18 protein-coding genes and 1 pseudogene are annotated in these 16,380 nt (G+C 71.6%); 18 read left to right on the plus strand and 1 reads right to left on the minus strand.

What is annotated here, in order from left to right; translation table 11 throughout:
- Positions 1-63: 63 nt before the first annotated feature.
- Positions 64-927, minus strand: coding sequence for an SAM-dependent methyltransferase (locus tag ACZ60B_RS26585; protein WP_469391079.1), 864 nt, complete (start codon positions 925-927; stop codon positions 64-66).
- Between the two features lie 198 nt (positions 928-1,125).
- Here ACZ60B_RS26585 and proS point away from each other — a divergent pair, with 198 nt between their 5' ends.
- From proS to ACZ60B_RS26675, 18 genes and pseudogenes are all read left to right on the plus strand, one after another.
- On the plus strand, positions 1,126-2,541 hold the full coding sequence (gene proS / locus ACZ60B_RS26590; RefSeq protein ID WP_469391081.1) for a proline--tRNA ligase: 1,416 nt from the start codon (positions 1,126-1,128) through the stop codon (positions 2,539-2,541).
- Positions 2,542-2,801: 260 nt separating this feature from the next.
- Positions 2,802-3,401, plus strand: coding sequence for a hypothetical protein (locus ACZ60B_RS26595; protein WP_469391083.1), 600 nt, complete (start codon positions 2,802-2,804; stop codon positions 3,399-3,401).
- 273 nt (positions 3,402-3,674) lie between these two features.
- The gene (gene rpsP, locus ACZ60B_RS26600; RefSeq protein WP_469391085.1) at positions 3,675-4,094 is read left to right on the plus strand and encodes a 30S ribosomal protein S16; all 420 of its coding nucleotides are present in this window, start codon (positions 3,675-3,677) and stop codon (positions 4,092-4,094) included.
- 2 nt (positions 4,095-4,096) lie between these two features.
- Positions 4,097-4,336, plus strand: a complete 240-nt coding sequence (locus ACZ60B_RS26605; RefSeq protein ID WP_095579114.1) for an RNA-binding protein — start codon at positions 4,097-4,099, stop codon at positions 4,334-4,336.
- 141 nt (positions 4,337-4,477) lie between these two features.
- The gene (gene rimM, locus ACZ60B_RS26610) at positions 4,478-5,035 is read left to right on the plus strand and encodes a ribosome maturation factor RimM (protein ID WP_469391088.1); all 558 of its coding nucleotides are present in this window, start codon (positions 4,478-4,480) and stop codon (positions 5,033-5,035) included.
- On the plus strand, positions 5,032-5,865 hold the full coding sequence (gene trmD, locus ACZ60B_RS26615; protein WP_469391090.1) for a tRNA (guanosine(37)-N1)-methyltransferase TrmD: 834 nt from the start codon (positions 5,032-5,034) through the stop codon (positions 5,863-5,865). Before rimM ends, trmD begins: the two co-directional genes overlap by 4 nt.
- Positions 5,866-5,999: 134 nt before the next feature.
- The gene (gene rplS, locus ACZ60B_RS26620) at positions 6,000-6,350 is read left to right on the plus strand and encodes a 50S ribosomal protein L19 (protein WP_152892233.1); all 351 of its coding nucleotides are present in this window, start codon (positions 6,000-6,002) and stop codon (positions 6,348-6,350) included.
- Positions 6,351-6,395: 45 nt separating this feature from the next.
- The gene (lepB, locus tag ACZ60B_RS26625) at positions 6,396-7,112 is read left to right on the plus strand and encodes a signal peptidase I (protein WP_469391092.1); all 717 of its coding nucleotides are present in this window, start codon (positions 6,396-6,398) and stop codon (positions 7,110-7,112) included.
- A complete protein-coding gene (lepB, locus tag ACZ60B_RS26630) occupies positions 7,105-8,205 on the plus strand; it encodes a signal peptidase I (protein WP_469391095.1) in 1,101 nt (366 codons plus the stop codon). The genes lepB (ACZ60B_RS26625) and lepB (ACZ60B_RS26630) overlap by 8 nt, the downstream gene beginning before the upstream one ends.
- A complete protein-coding gene (lepB, locus tag ACZ60B_RS26635) occupies positions 8,093-9,085 on the plus strand; it encodes a signal peptidase I (protein ID WP_469391097.1) in 993 nt (330 codons plus the stop codon). Before lepB (ACZ60B_RS26630) ends, lepB (ACZ60B_RS26635) begins: the two co-directional genes overlap by 113 nt.
- A 118-nt stretch (positions 9,086-9,203) precedes the next feature.
- Complete coding sequence (gene lepB, locus ACZ60B_RS26640; protein WP_469391099.1) at positions 9,204-9,980, plus strand: signal peptidase I; 777 nt, start codon at positions 9,204-9,206, stop codon at positions 9,978-9,980.
- Complete coding sequence (locus ACZ60B_RS26645) at positions 9,970-10,479, plus strand: NUDIX hydrolase (protein ID WP_469391101.1); 510 nt, start codon at positions 9,970-9,972, stop codon at positions 10,477-10,479. The genes lepB (ACZ60B_RS26640) and ACZ60B_RS26645 overlap by 11 nt, the downstream gene beginning before the upstream one ends.
- A gap of 56 nt (positions 10,480-10,535) precedes the next feature.
- Complete coding sequence (locus ACZ60B_RS26650; protein ID WP_003965949.1) at positions 10,536-10,844, plus strand: DUF2469 domain-containing protein; 309 nt, start codon at positions 10,536-10,538, stop codon at positions 10,842-10,844.
- 77 nt (positions 10,845-10,921) lie between these two features.
- Positions 10,922-11,320 (plus strand): annotated as a pseudogene (locus ACZ60B_RS26655) (YraN family protein); the annotation flags it as partial.
- Positions 11,321-11,325: 5 nt separating this feature from the next.
- Positions 11,326-12,948 (plus strand): YifB family Mg chelatase-like AAA ATPase, encoded by a 1,623-nt coding sequence (locus ACZ60B_RS26660; protein WP_469391104.1) that lies wholly within the window; start codon positions 11,326-11,328, stop codon positions 12,946-12,948.
- Entirely contained in the window at positions 12,945-14,135 is a 1,191-nt protein-coding gene (gene dprA, locus ACZ60B_RS26665; RefSeq protein WP_469391106.1) for a DNA-processing protein DprA, read from the plus strand. The genes ACZ60B_RS26660 and dprA overlap by 4 nt, the downstream gene beginning before the upstream one ends.
- 279 nt (positions 14,136-14,414) lie before the next feature.
- The gene (whiG, locus tag ACZ60B_RS26670) at positions 14,415-15,257 is read left to right on the plus strand and encodes an RNA polymerase sigma factor WhiG (RefSeq protein WP_351604635.1); all 843 of its coding nucleotides are present in this window, start codon (positions 14,415-14,417) and stop codon (positions 15,255-15,257) included.
- 114 nt (positions 15,258-15,371) lie between these two features.
- Complete coding sequence (locus ACZ60B_RS26675) at positions 15,372-15,929, plus strand: TetR/AcrR family transcriptional regulator (protein WP_469391119.1); 558 nt, start codon at positions 15,372-15,374, stop codon at positions 15,927-15,929.
- The last annotated feature ends 451 nt before the right edge of the window (positions 15,930-16,380 follow it).

Genomic DNA, 16,380 nt, shown 5'->3' on the forward strand with positions numbered 1-16,380 from the left:
ATACGGCGTCGGGGTACCCACCCCGACGCCGTACGTGTGTGTACCGGCTTACGGCGTGCGGACCTACGGCGTGCGGGCGATCAGGTACCGGAAGACGTTCGGCATCCAGACCGTTCCGTCCGCGCGCCGGTACGGGTGCAGCGCCTCCGTCAGCTCCTTGTCGACCTGGGCCTGGTCGGTGGCGGCGACGGCCGCGTCGAACAGCCCCGTCGACAGCAGCCCGCGTACCGCGCTGTCCGTGTCGGCGTACCCGAAGGGGCACGCCACGCGCCCCGAACCGTCCGGCCTGAGACCGGCCCGCTGGGCGACCTCCTCCAGGTCGTCGCGCCGGGCGGGGCGCGGGCCGTCCGCACCGCGCAGCGGATCGGCGAGCCGCGCGGCCACCCGCAGCACGGACGACGTGGCGCAGCGCTCCGGCGGCCCCCAGCCGGCCAGTACCACCGGCGTGCCCCGTCCGGCCGACGGCGTCGCCGCGGTGAGCAGCCGGACGAGCCCGTCGGAGTCGCCCGCGAGGCACCCGATGGGCTCGAAGGCGGTCACCAGGTCGTACGGGGCCGTCCCCGCGTCGGCCGCGTCCTTGGGCGATCCGGCCACGAGCCGCGCCCGCGTGCCGGTACGCGCGTGCGTGTCCCACGCGGCCGGCAGCAGCCGTCGGCGGGCGAGAGTCAGCCGTTCGGGTGAAGAGGGTTCGACACCGGTGACCGAGGCGCCTCTGGACGCGGCCATCAGCAGGGCCAGCCCGGAGCCGCAGCCGAGGCCGAGCAGCCGCGTGCCGGGACCCACGTCCAGCCGCTCGTAGGCGGCCTCGTAGAGCGGAACCAACATGCGTTCCTGGATCTCGGACCAGTCACGCGCGCGTGCAGCCAGGTCGACACGGGGCGCCGGGCCCGCGTGAGGAAGGTGCTGCCGCACGAGCGTAGGTGTCATAGGTAAGCGCCCCAATCCGTCGAGAGTTGTCGCCGTGCTCGAATCCGCCATCCTGTGGCGTTCGCGCGCACTCCCTCCGTATGCCAGGTAACTCCCGGCTCGCGATGCCGTCCAGGGGTCTCGGAGTCCGCTTTGCGGGTTGTTGGCGCGGGTGGCGAGAATTCACATCCCGGCAACGTGGGCCCGTACCATCTCGCCATGGCAAAGGCACCCGTACTCACGCCCCGGTCCGACGACTTCCCGCGTTGGTACCAGGATCTGATCGCCAAGGCGGAGCTGGCCGACAACGGCCCGGTGCGCGGCAGCATGGTGATCCGTCCGTACGGCTACGGGCTGTGGGAGCGGATGCAGGCCGAGATGGACGCCCGCATCAAGGAGACCGGCACCCAGAACGCCTACTTCCCGCTGCTGATCCCGCAGTCGTACCTCACCCGGGAGGCCGACCACGTCGAGGGATTCGCGCCGGAGCTCGCCGTGGTCACGCACGGCGGCGGCAAGGAGCTGGAGGAGCCGGCCGTCGTCCGCCCCACCTCCGAGATGATCGTCAACGACTACTTCTCGAAGTGGGTGCAGAGCTACCGCGACCTGCCCCTGCTGATCAACCAGTGGGCGAACGTGGTGCGCTGGGAGCTGCGGCCGCGGCTCTTCCTGCGGACGTCGGAGTTCCTGTGGCAGGAGGGCCACACGGCGCACGCGACGTACGAGGACGCGCGCGACTTCGCCGCCCGCATCCACCGCGAGGTCTACGAGGACTTCATGGTGGACGTGCTCGCCATGGACGTCGTGCCCGGCCGCAAGACCGCCAAGGAGCGGTTCGCGGGCGCCGTCAACACCCTCACCCTCGAAGGCATGATGGGCGACGGCAAGGCACTCCAGATGGCCACGAGCCACGAGCTGGGCCAGAACTTCGCCAAGGCCTTCGACACCCGCTACCTGTCCAGGGAGGGCCGGCGGGAGCTGGTCTGGCAGACGTCCTGGGGTTCCACCACCCGCATGATCGGCGCCCTGGTGATGATGCACGGCGACGACAGCGGGCTGCGCGTGCCGCCCCGGCTGGCGCAGATCCAGGCCGTCGTGCTGGCGGTCAAGGACGACGAGGCCGTTCTGGCCAAGGTCCGCGAACTCGGCGACCGGCTGCGGGCGGCCGGGATCCGGGTCCGGGTCGACGACCGTACGGACGTCCCGTTCGGCCGGCGTGCCGTCGACTGGGAGCTGAAGGGCGTACCCGTCCGCGTCGAGATCGGCCCCCGCGACCTGGCGAACGGCACCGCGACGCTGGTCCGGCGCATCCCCGGGGGCAAGCAGCCGATGGCGATCGACGCCATCGCCGCGGCACTGCCCGGGATCCTCGACGAGGACCAGGCGCTGCTGCTGCGTCAGTCGCGCGAGCGCCGTGAGTCGCGCACCTGTGAGGTGTCGACGTTCACGGAGGCCGTCGAGGCCGCCGTCGGCGGCGGCTGGGCGCGCATTCCGTGGGCGGCCCTGGGCGAGGCGGGCGAGGCCGCACTGGCCGAGCACGCGGTGACCGTACGCTGTCTGGTCGCCGAGGACGGGTCGGTGCCGGACGACGGTGACGCACCCGGTAACGTCGCGATCGTCGCGCGCGCTTACTGAGGTGACGTCCTCGGTCACCAGGGCGACCGAAAGACGTCTTGCGCATCCGCGGACCACAGGGGTTCGGGCGCGTGGACATTGTCTACGCGCCGGGGCGTACGTCAGCCTACGCACCAGCTTGGTACGAGCTGTGCGGCTTCTCCGCAGATCAGCGCACCCGCCCTCGTCGGGACGCATCAGCGGCAACTGACGGGTACGTGCAAATTATTTGAGATGGCCCGGAATCGGAACACACGGGCCCTCAGGCTCGTTGTCATTACGTGAGCACGACACAGACACCACCTGTTCTCGCCGCAGAGCTGGCAGAGGCGTGGGCCGACATTCAGCGGTACCACCCCGAACTGCCCGACCTTGCCGCGCCAGAGTCCCTGATCGGGGAGTCGTCGTCCGCGTGCGGGCACGAACTCTCCTTCGAGCGACTGCTCCATGAAGCAGTCCACGGCATCGCCGCCGCCCGCGGTGTCCGCGACACCTCCCGTGCCGGCCGCTACCACAACCGCAGATTCCTCGCGATCGCCGAGGAGCTGGGTCTGGACCACCCCGAGGAGCCGCACCCCAGCAGCGGATTCTCGCTGGTCACGCTCAGTCCCGAGGCCAAGCGCCGCTACCGCCCGACCATGGAGCGCCTCCAGCGCGCCCTGAAGGCGCACACCGCGGCCACGTCCTCCGACGCGACCCGGACCTTCCGTGGCCCGGCCGCCCGCCACGGCTCCTCGGGCGGCGGGGTGCGCGTGAAGGCGGTCTGCGACTGCGGCCGCAACGTACGGGTCGTCCCCTCCGTCCTGGCCCAGGCGCCGATCGTGTGCGGCGGCTGCGGGAAGCCGTTCCGGATTCCCGAGATCGTGGGTGCGGTGAGCTGACGACGCGGCTGCTCGTGGCAGCCGCGCCGCGCGGCGCGGACCGAGGTGCACCCGGCGGACGGCCCTGTCGGCGCCGGGTGCATCTCAGGCATGCCAGGGAGCCCGCGGACGGACGTACCCCTCGAGGTGTGGCAGAATGTCTAGCTGTACTCGACAGCCGCACAGGACCCCTCTCTCCTCCGGCTGACGCGTCCATCGGGCACTCGGGTACCGCAACCCCACGCGGCCATCTCGCCGTGCCCACCCACGTCAAGACCAGGAGACACCACTTCCGTGGCAGTCAAGATCAAGCTGAAGCGTCTGGGCAAGATCCGTGCGCCTCACTACCGCATCGTCGTCGCCGACTCCCGTACCCGCCGTGACGGCCGGGCCATCGAGGAGATCGGCAAGTACCAGCCGACGTACAACCCCTCGATCATCGAGGTGGACGCCGACCGCGTCGCGTACTGGCTCGGCGTCGGCGCCCAGCCGACCGAGCCCGTTCTCGCCATCCTGAAGAAGACCGGCGACTGGCAGAAGTTCAAGGGCGAGCCCGCCCCGGCTCCGCTGCTCGTCGCCGCTCCGAAGGCCGTGCGTCCGTCGTTCGACGCCCTCGGTGGCGACGACGAGGGCAAGGGTGAGGCCATCACCCAGAAGAAGAAGGCTGAGAAGAAGGACGAGGCCGCGGCCGAGTCCGCGTCGACCGAGGCCTGAGCATGCTCGAGGAGGCTCTCGAGCACCTCGTGAAGGGCATCGTCGACAACCCCGACGAAGTGCAGGTCGCCTCGCGCAACCTGCGTCGTGGGCGCGTTCTCGAGGTCCGGGTCCACCCCGACGACCTCGGCAAGGTGATCGGCCGCAACGGCCGCACCGCGCGCGCTCTGCGCACCGTCGTGGGCGCCATCGGCGGCCGCGGTGTCCGCGTCGACCTCGTCGACGTGGACCAAGTCCGCTGACGCATTCGCAGCACCGGCTCGGGCCGGGGAGGGCCACTGGGCCGTCCCCGGCCCGATGTCGTACCGGCCGACGTCGCCCGGCCCGTCGTACCCGTCGGATGAGTCGTATGGGATGAGTCGTATGACAGGAGAGCAAGCACAGTGCAGCTGGTAGTCGCACGGATCGGCCGCGCCCACGGCATCAAGGGCGAGGTCACCGTCGAGGTACGAACCGACGAGCCGGAACTGCGGCTCGCGCCCGGCGCCGTCCTGGCCACCGACCCGGCCTCGGCCGGCCCGCTGACCATCGAGACGGGCCGTGTCCACAGCGGCCGCCTCCTGCTGCGCTTCGCGGGCGTACACGACCGCAACGCCGCCGAGGCCCTTCGCAACATCCTCCTGATCGCCGACGTCGACCCCGACGAGTCGCCCGAGGACGAGGACGAGTACTACGACCACCAGCTGATGGACCTGGACGTGGTGACGGTGGACGGCACCGAGGTCGGCCGGATCACCGAGATCTCGCACCTGCCCTCGCAGGACCTGTTCATCGTCGAACGCCCCGACGGCAGCGAGGTCCTCATCCCCTTCGTCGAGGAGATCGTCACCGAGATCGACCTGGAGAGGCAGCGGGCCGTCATCGACCCGCCGCCCGGCCTGATCGACGACCGCGCGGAGATCGCCTCCGCCCGCGACGCGGCCGAGGACGACGAGGCATGAGGCTCGACGTCGTCACGATCTTCCCCGAGTACCTCGAACCGCTGAACGTCTCGCTGGTCGGCAAGGCGCGCGCGCGTGGACAGCTCAAGGTGCACGTGCACGATCTGCGTGCCCACACCTACGACCGCCACAACACGGTCGACGACACCCCGTACGGCGGCGGCCCCGGCATGGTCATGAAGACCGGCCCCTGGGCCGACGCCCTCGACACCGCCCTCGCCGACGGCTACGAGGCGGGCGCCCACACGCCCACGCTGATCGTCCCCACGCCCAGCGGCCGCCCCTTCACCCAGGAACTCGCCGTCGAACTCGCCGAGCGCCCCTGGCTGATCTTCACACCGGCCCGCTACGAGGGCATCGACCGCCGGGTCGTCGACGAGTACGCCACCCGGCTCCCGGTGTGCGAGGTGTCCATCGGCGACTACGTCCTGGCCGGCGGCGAAGCGGCCGTCCTGGTCATCACGGAAGCCGTCGCGCGACTGCTGCCCGGTGTGCTCGGCAACGCCGAGTCCCACCGGGACGACTCCTTCGCGCCCGGCGCCATGGCGAGCCTCCTGGAAGGGCCCGTCTACACCAAGCCGCCCGAGTGGCGTGGCCGGGAGATCCCGGAGGTGCTGCTCAGCGGGCACCACGGGAAGATCGCCCGCTGGCGCCGGGACGAGGCGCTGAGGCGCACCACGGCCCACCGGCCCGACCTGATCGAGCGCTGCGACCCCGCCGCCTTCGACAAGAAGGACCGCGAGATGCTCTCCATCCTGGGCTGGGCGCCGGATCCGGCAGGCAGGCCGTACGGCCGATTTTGGCAGCGAACCGAGAGCATGGAAGAATAGGCCGCTGTTGTGCGCCGTCCGGCGTGCGCCCCTGCCACAGGGGGACACGACGCCCGTTCCGACCCGCACGACTTTCGTCCAGAACACCTAACTTCCGCTGATGACCTGTGGCATCACCGAAGAAAGCAGACAAAATGTCTCACCTGCTCGACTCCGTCGACGCCGCGTCGCTGCGCAGCGACCTCCCGGCCTTCCGCCCGGGTGACACCGTCAACGTCCACGTCCGCGTCATCGAGGGCAACCGCTCCCGTGTGCAGCAGTTCAAGGGCGTGGTGATCCGTCGCCAGGGCGCCGGTGTCCGCGAGACCTTCACGGTCCGCAAGGTCTCGTTCTCCGTCGGCGTCGAGCGCACCTTCCCGGTGCACACCCCGATCGTCGAGAAGATCGAGCTCGTCACCCGCGGTGACGTGCGTCGCGCGAAGCTGTACTACCTCCGTGAGCTGCGCGGCAAGGCCGCGAAGATCAAGGAGAAGCGCGACAACTGATCGCGCGTCGGGGTTCACGGCGGAGCCGGATAACATCTGGCTCCGATGGACACCGAAGCACAGCCGACGGAGCGCGACCGCTCCTCCCGCCCTTCCGGATCCGAAGAGATCCCGGACACACAGGGGCCGGAGGAACGGTCGCGTTTCGCGTTGGTGCCGCGGATCACCGAGTGGCTGCCGGGCGGACATCTCTCCCTGGGCGTGCTGCTCTGCCTGCTGTTTTTGCTGCTCCTCAACACGTTCGTGGTGCAACCGTTCCAGATTCCCAGCGGATCCATGGAGAACGGATTGAGGATCGGGGACCGCGTTCTCGTAGATAAGTTGGCGTACCGTTTCGGTGCCCCGCCGCAGCGCGGCGACGTCGTCGTCTTCGACGGCACCGGGTACTTCGGGCACGCCGACTACATCAAACGCGTTGTGGGTGTGGGGGGAGACCACGTGCTCTGCTGCGACAAGGAGGGGAGGATCCAGGTGAACGGCAGGTCGGTCGACGAGTCGACGTTCCTGTACCCCGGCGACAGCCCGTCCTCGGTGGCCTTCGACGTGGACGTGCCCGAGGGCACGCTGTTCGTCCTGGGCGACCACCGCAGCGAATCCAGCGACTCCCGCGACCACCTGGGCTCACCGGGCGGCGGCATGATCCCCGTGGGCGCCGTGATCGGCCGGGCCGACTGGATCGTCTGGCCGGCCGGCCGGCTCACCCGTCTGGAGCGCCCCGGCGGCTACGCGCGCGTGCCCGCCGCGGAGGGCACGCATGGGTAACCGCGGCCGGCCGCGCGGCGTCCAGGGCTCCGCCGTCGACAACCTCCTGCCCACCGGCGCCCGGCGCGCCGCCGGCGGCGGCGCGTCCGCGGGCCGCAGCCGGGCCGAGCGGCGCAAGCTCCAGCGCAAGGTCAAGCGGAAACGCAGACGCAGCGCGGTCAGGGAGATACCCCTCCTCGTCGGTGTCGCGGTCCTCATCGCACTGGTGCTGAAGACGTTCCTCGTCCAGGCGTTCGTGATCCCCTCGGGCTCCATGGAGCAGACGATCCGCATCGGCGACCGGGTGCTCGTCGACAAGTTCACGCCGTGGTTCGGCTCCACGCCGCAGCGCGGTGACGTCGTCGTGTTCAAGGATCCCGGCGGCTGGCTCAAGGACGAGCAGACCACCGTGAAGAAGGACGACCCGGTGGTCGTCAAGCAGGTCAAGGAGGGACTCACGTTCATCGGCCTGCTTCCGTCCGACAACGAGAAGGACCTCATCAAGCGGGTCGTCGGGGTCGGCGGGGACCATGTGAAGTGCTGCGACGCGCAGGGGCGGCTGACCGTCAACGGTGTCCCCCTCAGCGAGTCGGAGTACATCTATCCGGGGAACGACCCGTCGGACATCAAGTTCGACATCACCGTCCCCACCGGGCGGCTGTGGGTGATGGGCGACCACCGGGCCAACTCCGCGGACTCCCGCTACCACCAGAACACCGACTACGGCGGCACGGTCTCCGAGGACGAGGTGGTGGGCCGTGCCATGGTGATCGCCTGGCCGCTCGGACACTGGAACCGGCTCAAGGAGCCACAAACCTTCTCTTCCGTGTCCGACTCGGGGTCCGGGACGACTGCTGCTCCCCGGCTGTCGCATAGGGTTGCTTCAGAAGGTCCGAACGGATCGATCCAACTCCCGACCCCTGCGGAACTCCCGCTCGTTATGGGAGTGGTGGGCCTGTACCGCATACGGGACAGGCGGCGGCACGGAGTAAGGAGTTGGCGTGGGGGATGTGGCGGTTGGCGCACGGTCCGGACACGACGGCGAGGAGCATCGCGGGCGTCCCGCGGGAGCCGATGTCCCGGCCGCGGACAGCGCCGTGCCCTCCGGGAATGACGCCGGAACGGCCGAGGACGGCATGATGAGCGACGAGCGGGACCAGACCGAGGAACGCGGATCGGGCGGCGGCTCGGCGCCCGCGCAGCGCAAGCAACGCTCCTTCTGGAAGGAGCTGCCGATCCTGATCGGCATCGCCCTGGTCCTCGCCCTGCTGATCAAGACGTTCCTGGTGCAGGCGTTCTCCATCCCCTCCGACTCGATGCAGGACACCCTCCAGCAGGGTGACCGCGTCCTGGTCGACAAGCTGACGCCCTGGTTCGGCTCGAAGCCCGAGCGCGGCGAGGTCGTCGTCTTCCACGACCCCGACGACTGGCTGGCGGGCGAGCCCACGGCCAACCCGAACGCCCTGCAGACCGTCCTCAGCTGGATCGGCCTGATGCCCTCGGCGGAGGAGAAGGACCTCATCAAGCGGGTCATCGGCGTCGGCGGCGACACCGTCGAGTGCAAGGGCACCGGCCCGCTCACGGTCAACGGCAAGCCGCTCGACGACAAGTCGTTCGTGTACCCCGGCAACACCCCGTGCACGGTCGACGACGTGGGCGGTCAGTTCAAGGTGAAGGTGCCCGAGGGCTACATCTGGGTCATGGGCGACCACCGGCAGAACTCCCGCGACTCGCGCTACAACCAGAGCGACAAGAACCACGGCATGGTCCCCGTGGACAAGGTCGTCGGCCGTGCCATCGTCAAGGCCTGGCCGATCACCCGCTGGGGCACGCTGCCGATCCCGGACACCTTCGACCAGCCCGGTATCAACGACCAGACCTCGGCGGCCGCCGCCCTGACGGTCGCCCCGCAGGGCATCGCCCTGGTCGGGGTGGTGCCGATCGCGGTGTGGCGGCGCCGGCGCGGCCTGAAGGCGGCGTCCGAAGCCCGCTGAGGCCGACCGGGACCCGCCCCGTGTCCGAACCGCCCCGCGAAGCCGCGGTGGAGCTCGTGACCTCGGTGGCCGGAGAGGGGCTGCCCCGGTTCGGTACCGCCGGGTAGGGTGCGGGTCCATGGGTGGCGAGAGCATTACACGTACGGCCCCGCGCAGCGGCGGCACCAGCACGGGCCCGGTGGGCAGCCGGACCGGACAGCGTCTGTCCGGCCTGGCCGTCGCGCTGGGCCTCGTGCTGTTCCTGGCGGGATTCGCCTGGGCGGCGCTGATCTACCGGCCGTACACCGTCCCCACGAGTTCGATGACCCCGACCATCGGCGTCGGCGACCGCGTGCTGGCGCAGAGCGTGGACGCCGGGGAGATACGCCGGGGCGATGTCGTGGTCTTCCGCGACAGCGCCTGGGTCGACAACTCCGCCGTGGTCAAGCGGGTCGTCGCGGTCGGCGGGGACAAGGTCGCCTGCTGCACGAACGGCAAGCTGACGGTCAACGGCAAGCAGATCGAGGAACCGTATCTGCCCGAGGGCAGCCTGGCCGAGATCACGGACTTCCCGACCGTGACGGTCCCGGCGGGGCGTCTCTTCCTCCTCGGCGACGAGCGGCTGGGCTCGCTGGACTCCACCGCCCACCTCACGGACGCCGCCCGCGGCACCGTGGCGAGCAGTGCGGTGAGCGCCCGCGTCGACGCCGTCGTCTGGCCCATGCGGGGCATGCTGAAGCGTCCCACGGGCTTCGAGACGCTCGGCGCTCTCTCCGAGCCGGGTCCGCTGCGCACCATCGGGTTCATGATCGTCGTCGGCGGTGCGCTCGTCCTGGCCGGAGGCGCCTACGGGCCCGTGGCCAAGCTGCTGGGCCGCCTCGGACGCTCCCGGAGGGAGCCCGCCGGTGTCCGCTGACCCGGAGGGCCCCGACGACGGACCGCGCCGCGTGGCCCGGGTCGTGCTGCTCGATCCCGAGGACCGCATCCTGCTGCTGCACGGTCACGAGCCGGACGATCCGGCCGACGACTGGTGGTTCACCCCCGGCGGCGGTCTGGAGGGCGACGAGACCCGTGAACAGGCGGCGCTGCGGGAACTCGTCGAGGAGACCGGCATCACCGAGGTCGAGCTCGGCCCGGTGCTGTGGCGGCGCCGGTGTTCCTTCCCGTTCGCCGGCCGCCGCTGGGACCAGGACGAGTGGTACTACCTGGCCCGTACGACCCAGACGGCGACGCGGGCGGTGGCGCTCACCGAACTGGAGCGGCGCAGTGTCGCCGGAGCACGCTGGTGGACGTGTGAGGAACTGAGCCAGGCGCATGAGACGGTGTATCCGACCAGGCTTGCCGAGTTGCTGCGCAGGGTGCTCGACGAGGGTCCCCCGCCCGGACCCGAGATCCTTGACACGGAAATCGTCTAGGTGCACCCGGCGCTGGCGCACAATGGTGGGATCGCACGGCTGAAGGGGAACATGCCATGAGCGCCGAGGACCTCGAGAAGTACGAGACCGAGATGGAGCTGAAGCTCTACCGGGAGTACCGCGATGTCGTCGGTCTGTTCAAATACGTGATCGAGACCGAGCGGCGTTTCTACCTGACCAACGACTACGAGATGCAGGTGCACTCGGTCCAGGGTGAGGTGTTCTTCGAAGTGTCCATGGCGGACGCCTGGGTCTGGGACATGTACCGGCCGGCCCGGTTCGTGAAGCAGGTCCGCGTCCTGACATTCAAGGACGTGAACATCGAGGAGCTGAACAAGAGCGACCTGGAGCTGCCGGGAGGCTGACGGTCCCCCACAGGGGTGACGCGGATATCCACAACCGCCGAGTGGTCAACGAAGATCCACTTCGTTGGGGCGGACGCGTGACCGTGGGTGCCGGAGGTGGTGCCGACATGAGCACACAGCAGGCACGCAGCGCACTCGGCAGGTACGGCGAGGGACTGGCCGCGCGGCGGCTGACGGAGGCAGGACTGACCGTCCTGGCACGCAACTGGCGCTGCGGCAGGACCGGCGAGATCGACATCATCGCCAGGGACGGCGACGTCCTGGTGATCTGCGAGGTCAAGACCCGCAGGGCAGGCCTCTTCCAGCACCCCGCGGACGCGGTCACCCCGGCCAAGGCGCAGCGCCTGCGCGGACTGGCCCAGCGGTGGACGCAGGAGCACGGGGGAGCGCCGCCCGGCGGGGTCCGCATCGACCTGGTCGCCGTGCTGCTGCCGCGCCGTGGCGCACCCGTGGCCGAGCATCTGCGGGGGGGTGGCCTGACATGGGCTTCGCGCGTACGTGCTCCGTGGCGCTGGTGGGCGTCGAGGGCGTGGTCGTGGAGGTGCAGGCCGACCTGGAACCCGGCGTCGCGGCCTTCGCCCTGGTCGGACTGCCGGACAAGAGCCTGACCGAGAGCCGTGACCGGGTACGGGCGGCGGTGGTGAACTCGGGCGGCGAGTGGCCGCAGAAGAAGCTCACCGTCGGGCTGAGCCCGGCGTCCGTACCGAAGGCGGGCTCGGGGTTCGACCTCGCCGTCGCCTGTGCGGTACTGGGGGCCGCCGAGCGCATCGACCCCCGGGTGCTCGCGGACGTCGTGATGATCGGCGAGCTGGGCCTGGACGGGCGGGTCCGGCCCGTACGGGGCGTCCTGCCGGCCGTGCTCGCCGCGGCGGACGCCGGATTCGAGCAGGTGGTCGTGCCCGAGTCCGCCGCCGCGGAGGCCTCCCTGGTCCCCGGTGTCTCGGTGCTCGGCGTCCGCAGCCTGCGGCAGCTCATCGCCGTCCTGACCGACGAACCGGTCCCCGACGAGGACCCCGACGAACCGGGACGCCCGGGCCCGCTCCTGGCCGGCCTGCGCATGCCCGGAGCGGGAGCGGTCACCGGGGTGCACAGCCTGCACGCCACGTACGGCCAGGGGCACGACCTCGCCGACGTCGTGGGCCAGATCTCCGCCCGCACCGCGGTGGAGGTGGCCGCCGCGGGCGGACACCATCTGTTCCTGGAGGGCCCGCCGGGCGCGGGCAAGACCATGCTCGCGGAGCGGCTGCCCGCGGTGCTGCCCGAGCTGGTGCGGGAGGAGTCGCTGGAGGTCACGGCCGTCCACTCGGTGGCCGGGCTGCTGCCCCCGGGCAAACCCCTGATCGACGTCCCGCCCTACTGCGCACCGCACCACTCGGCCACCATGCAGGCCCTCGTCGGCGGAGGCCCCGGCATCGCACGGCCCGGCGCGGTCTCGCTCGCCCACCGCGGCGTGCTCTTCCTCGACGAGAGTCCCGAGTTCAGCAGCCGGGCCCTCGACGCCCTGCGCCAGCCCCTGGAGTCGGGCCATGTCGTCATCGCCCGCAGCGCGGGGGTGGTGCGGTTCCCGGCGAGGTTCCTGATGGTCCTCGCGGCCAATCCTTGTCCCTGCGGACGCTTCTCGCTGCGGGACACGCTGTGCGAGTGCCCTCCCTCGGCCGTCCGGCGCTACCAGGCCAAACTCTCCGGTCCGCTGCTCGACCGGGTCGACCTGCGTGTCGAGGTCGAACCGGTCGGCCGGGCCGAGCTCGCGCGGAGCGGTGCGGCGGGCGAGTCCACGGCGACCGTCGCCGACCGGGTGCGGGCGGCGCGCGAACGGGCCGCCGCCAGATACGCGGGCAGCCCCTGGCGGACCAACGGCGAGGTGCCGGGACGGGAACTGCGCTTCCGCTTCCACGCCGTGGCCGGAGCGATGGACGAGGCGGAACGCAACCTGGAGCGGGGCGTGCTCACGGCCCGTGGAATCGACCGTGTCCTGCGTGTCGCCTGGACCGTCGCGGACCTCGTCGGCCATGACCGGCCCGACGCGACGGACGTCGCACTCGCCGTGCAACTGCGCACGGGCGTGCCGCGCGGGGTGCCGATGGCCATCGGGGCCCTGGCATGAGCGGCGGTGCGGACCCGGACGGTGCCGTACCCGGCACGACGGGCGGCACGGACGACGAGCTGCTCGCCCGGGTCCTGCTCACCCGGGTCATCGAGCCCGGGGACGAGATCGGGGGAGGGTGGGTGCGGGAGCACGGGGTGCGGGAGGTGGCGCGGCGACTGCGGGACGGCCCACCGCTGCCCGGGGTGAGCGCGCAGCGGTGGACGGGGCTGTGGGCGCGGGCCGAGCGGGCCGAGCCCGCGCGGGACCTGGCCGTCGCCGGGGCGGCCGGGGTGCGGTTCGTGGCGCCCGGCACGGGGGAGTGGCCCGGCCCGCTCGACGACCTCGGCGACGCCCGTCCGCTGGGACTGTGGCTGCGCGGCCGCCCCAGCCTGCGGATATGGGCACTGCGCTCGGTCGCCGTGGTCGGAGCGCGCGCCTGCACCCAGTACGGCGCCCACATGGCGGCCGACCTCGCCGCCGGGCTGGCCGAGCGCGGCTGGGTGGTGGTCTCCGGCGGCGCCTACGGCATCGACGGCGCCGCCCACCGGGGAGCCCTCGGCGCAGGCGGGGCCACCATCGCCGTCCTCGCCTGCGGTGTCGACCGGCCCTATCCGCGCGGACACACCGCATTGCTCACAAGGATCGCGGAACAGGGCCTGGTCGTCGGGGAGTTGCCGCCCGGCGACCACCCGACACCGAGCCGCTTCATCCTGCGCAACCGAGTGATCGCCGCGCTGACCAGGGGCACCGTGGTCGTCGAGGCGGCCTGCCGCAGCGGCTCGCTGGTCACGGCGCGGGCGGCGCAGCGGCTGGGCCGGCACGTCATGGCGGTACCTGGGCCGGCCACCAGCGGGCTCTCGGCCGGGGCGCACGAACTGCTGCGCGGCGACGCCGTCCTGGTCACGGACGCGGCGGAGATCGTCGAACAGGTGGGCGAGATGGGGGAGCTGGCGCCGGTCCGGCGCGGCCCGGTGCTCCCGCGCGACCTGCTGGAGCCCGCCGCCCGGCGGGTGCTGGCCGCGCTGCCCGCGCACCGCGCCGCGGCCGCGGGTGAGATCGCACGCGGCGCGCTGACGACCGAGGATGACGCGATCGCGAGACTGTACGAACTGCGCGCACTCGGTCATGTCGAACGACACGGCGACGGCTGGAAGTTGACACGCGGGTCGACGACCTCCGCCGGGGGCGGTCGCCGTCCGCGCTGACCTGGGGGGTTCGGCCGTCCGGGGGATGCCCGAAGCCCTTGGGAATTCACGTAGTTGATGCTTTCCGGCGACTCGCCGGGGCGACCGGCGCGCCTCGGTGGAGCGTCCGGAAGAACGTATCTGCGCACGGCGTCGGCCCCGTCCTTCGCGCACCGCGACTGCCCAGTCACGCTACGCTCACAAGGATCCGGACACGGACCATCAACTCGTACCAGCCCGTCCTCTCACCCAGTCACTCCCGGTTCACCTCTTCCACGGCAGAACGGCACAAGGCGACGAATGCCCCAGCACACCTCCGGGTCCGACCGGGCGGCGATCCCCCCAGCCGCCCGCGACGGTGGCAGCGTGCGGCCGCCGGCTCCCTCGACACTCGACGAGCTGTGGCGGTCCTACAAGACGACGGGGGACGAGCGGCTGCGCGAGCAGCTGATCCTGCACTACTCGCCGCTGGTCAAGTACGTGGCGGGACGGGTGAGCGTCGGGCTCCCGCCCAACGTCGAGCAGGCGGACTTCGTGTCGTCGGGGGTGTTCGGGCTGATCGACGCGATCGAGAAGTTCGACGTCGACCGCGAGATCAAGTTCGAGACGTACGCGATCACGCGGATCCGGGGCGCGATGATCGACGAACTGCGCGCGCTGGACTGGATCCCGCGGTCGGTACGGCAGAAGGCGCGCAACGTGGAACGGGCCTACGCGACCCTGGAGGCCCGGCTGCGCCGCACCCCGACGGAGACCGAGGTGGCCGCCGAGCTGGGCATCGCGGTGGACGAACTGCACGCGGTCTTCGGCCAGTTGTCGCTGGCCAACGTGGTGGCCCTGGAGGAGCTGCTGCATGTGGGCGGGGAGGGCGGCGACCGGCTGAGCCTCATGGACACCCTGGAGGACACCGCCGCCGACGATCCCGTGGAGGTGGCCGAGGACCGTGAGCTGCGGCGGTTCCTGGCGCGGGCGATCAACACCCTGCCCGACCGCGAGAAGACCGTCGTCACGCTCTACTACTACGAGGGCCTCACCCTCGCCGAGATCGGGAACGTGCTCGGGGTGACCGAGAGCCGGGTCAGCCAGATCCACACCAAGTCCGTGCTCCAGCTGCGGGCGAAGCTGGCGAGCTTCGGACGCTGACCCGGCCGCGGCGGGCCGGGACGGGCCGCAGCGGGACGCGTCAGGGGGAGTCGCTCCCGCCGACGGTGGTACGTCCGTACAGTGGTTGACGTGCCAAGGATTCGAGCGGCCTCTGTGGCCGAGCACCGGTCGATGCAGCGAGCCGCCCTGCTGGACGCCGCACGGTCCCTGCTGTCCGAGGGCGGGACGGAAGCGCTGACCTTCCCGGCCCTCGCCGAGCGGACGGGCCTCGCGCGTTCTTCCGTGTACGAGTACTTCCGCTCCCGGGCCGCCGTGGTCGAGGAGCTGTGCGAGGTCGACTTCCCGGTCTGGGCGGCCGAGGTGTCGGCGGCGATGGCGGCGGCCGACACGCCGGAGGCCAAGGTCGAGGCGTATGTCCGGCAGCAGCTCGCGCTGGTCGGCGACCGCCGCCACCGGGCCGTGGTGGCGATCTCCGCGAGCGAGCTCGACGCGGGCGCCCGGGAGAAGATCCGGGCCGCGCACGGCGGGCTCGTGGCGATGATCGTCGAGGCGCTGGCCGAGATGGGGCACGCCCAGCCGCGGCTGGCGGCGATGCTGCTCCAGGGCGTGGTCGACGCGGCGGTGCGGCGGATCGAGCTCGGCGCCGCGGAGGATCCCTCGGCGATCACCGAGACGGCGGTGGGCATGGCACTGCGGGGCGTCCGGGGCTGAACCCGCAGGGCACGCGGCGGACCGCGTACGGCTGCCGTCACTGCTCCGGGTGCTTACCGGCCTCGCGCCCGCGCGGGCTTCCGGTGCTCGACGGTCCCGCACCCGCGCGGGGCTCCCGGTACTCGTGCCCGCGCCTGCGCGTGCTTCCGGTGCTCGTGCCCGCACCCGCGCGGGCTTCCGGTATTCGTCGGCCCGCACGCGTCCGTGCTCCCGGTACTCGACGGCCGCACGCGTCCGCGCTCCCGGTACCCGCCGGCTCGCACCCGTCCGTGTCGCGCCGGCCCGTGCCGCACCCGTCCGTGTCGCGCCGGTGTCGCGGGTGCGCGCCGGTCAGTGCCGGTCCGCCCGTGCGGATCAGGGCAAGGTGGGTCGGGGAGGCAGCGGGACGCCCAGTACCGGCAGCAGTCTCGACGGGCCCCGGCGCAGCAGCCGGGGTGGCAGCAGGGACAGG

The sequence above is a fragment of the Streptomyces sp. NPDC104096 genome, from assembly GCF_055584385.1.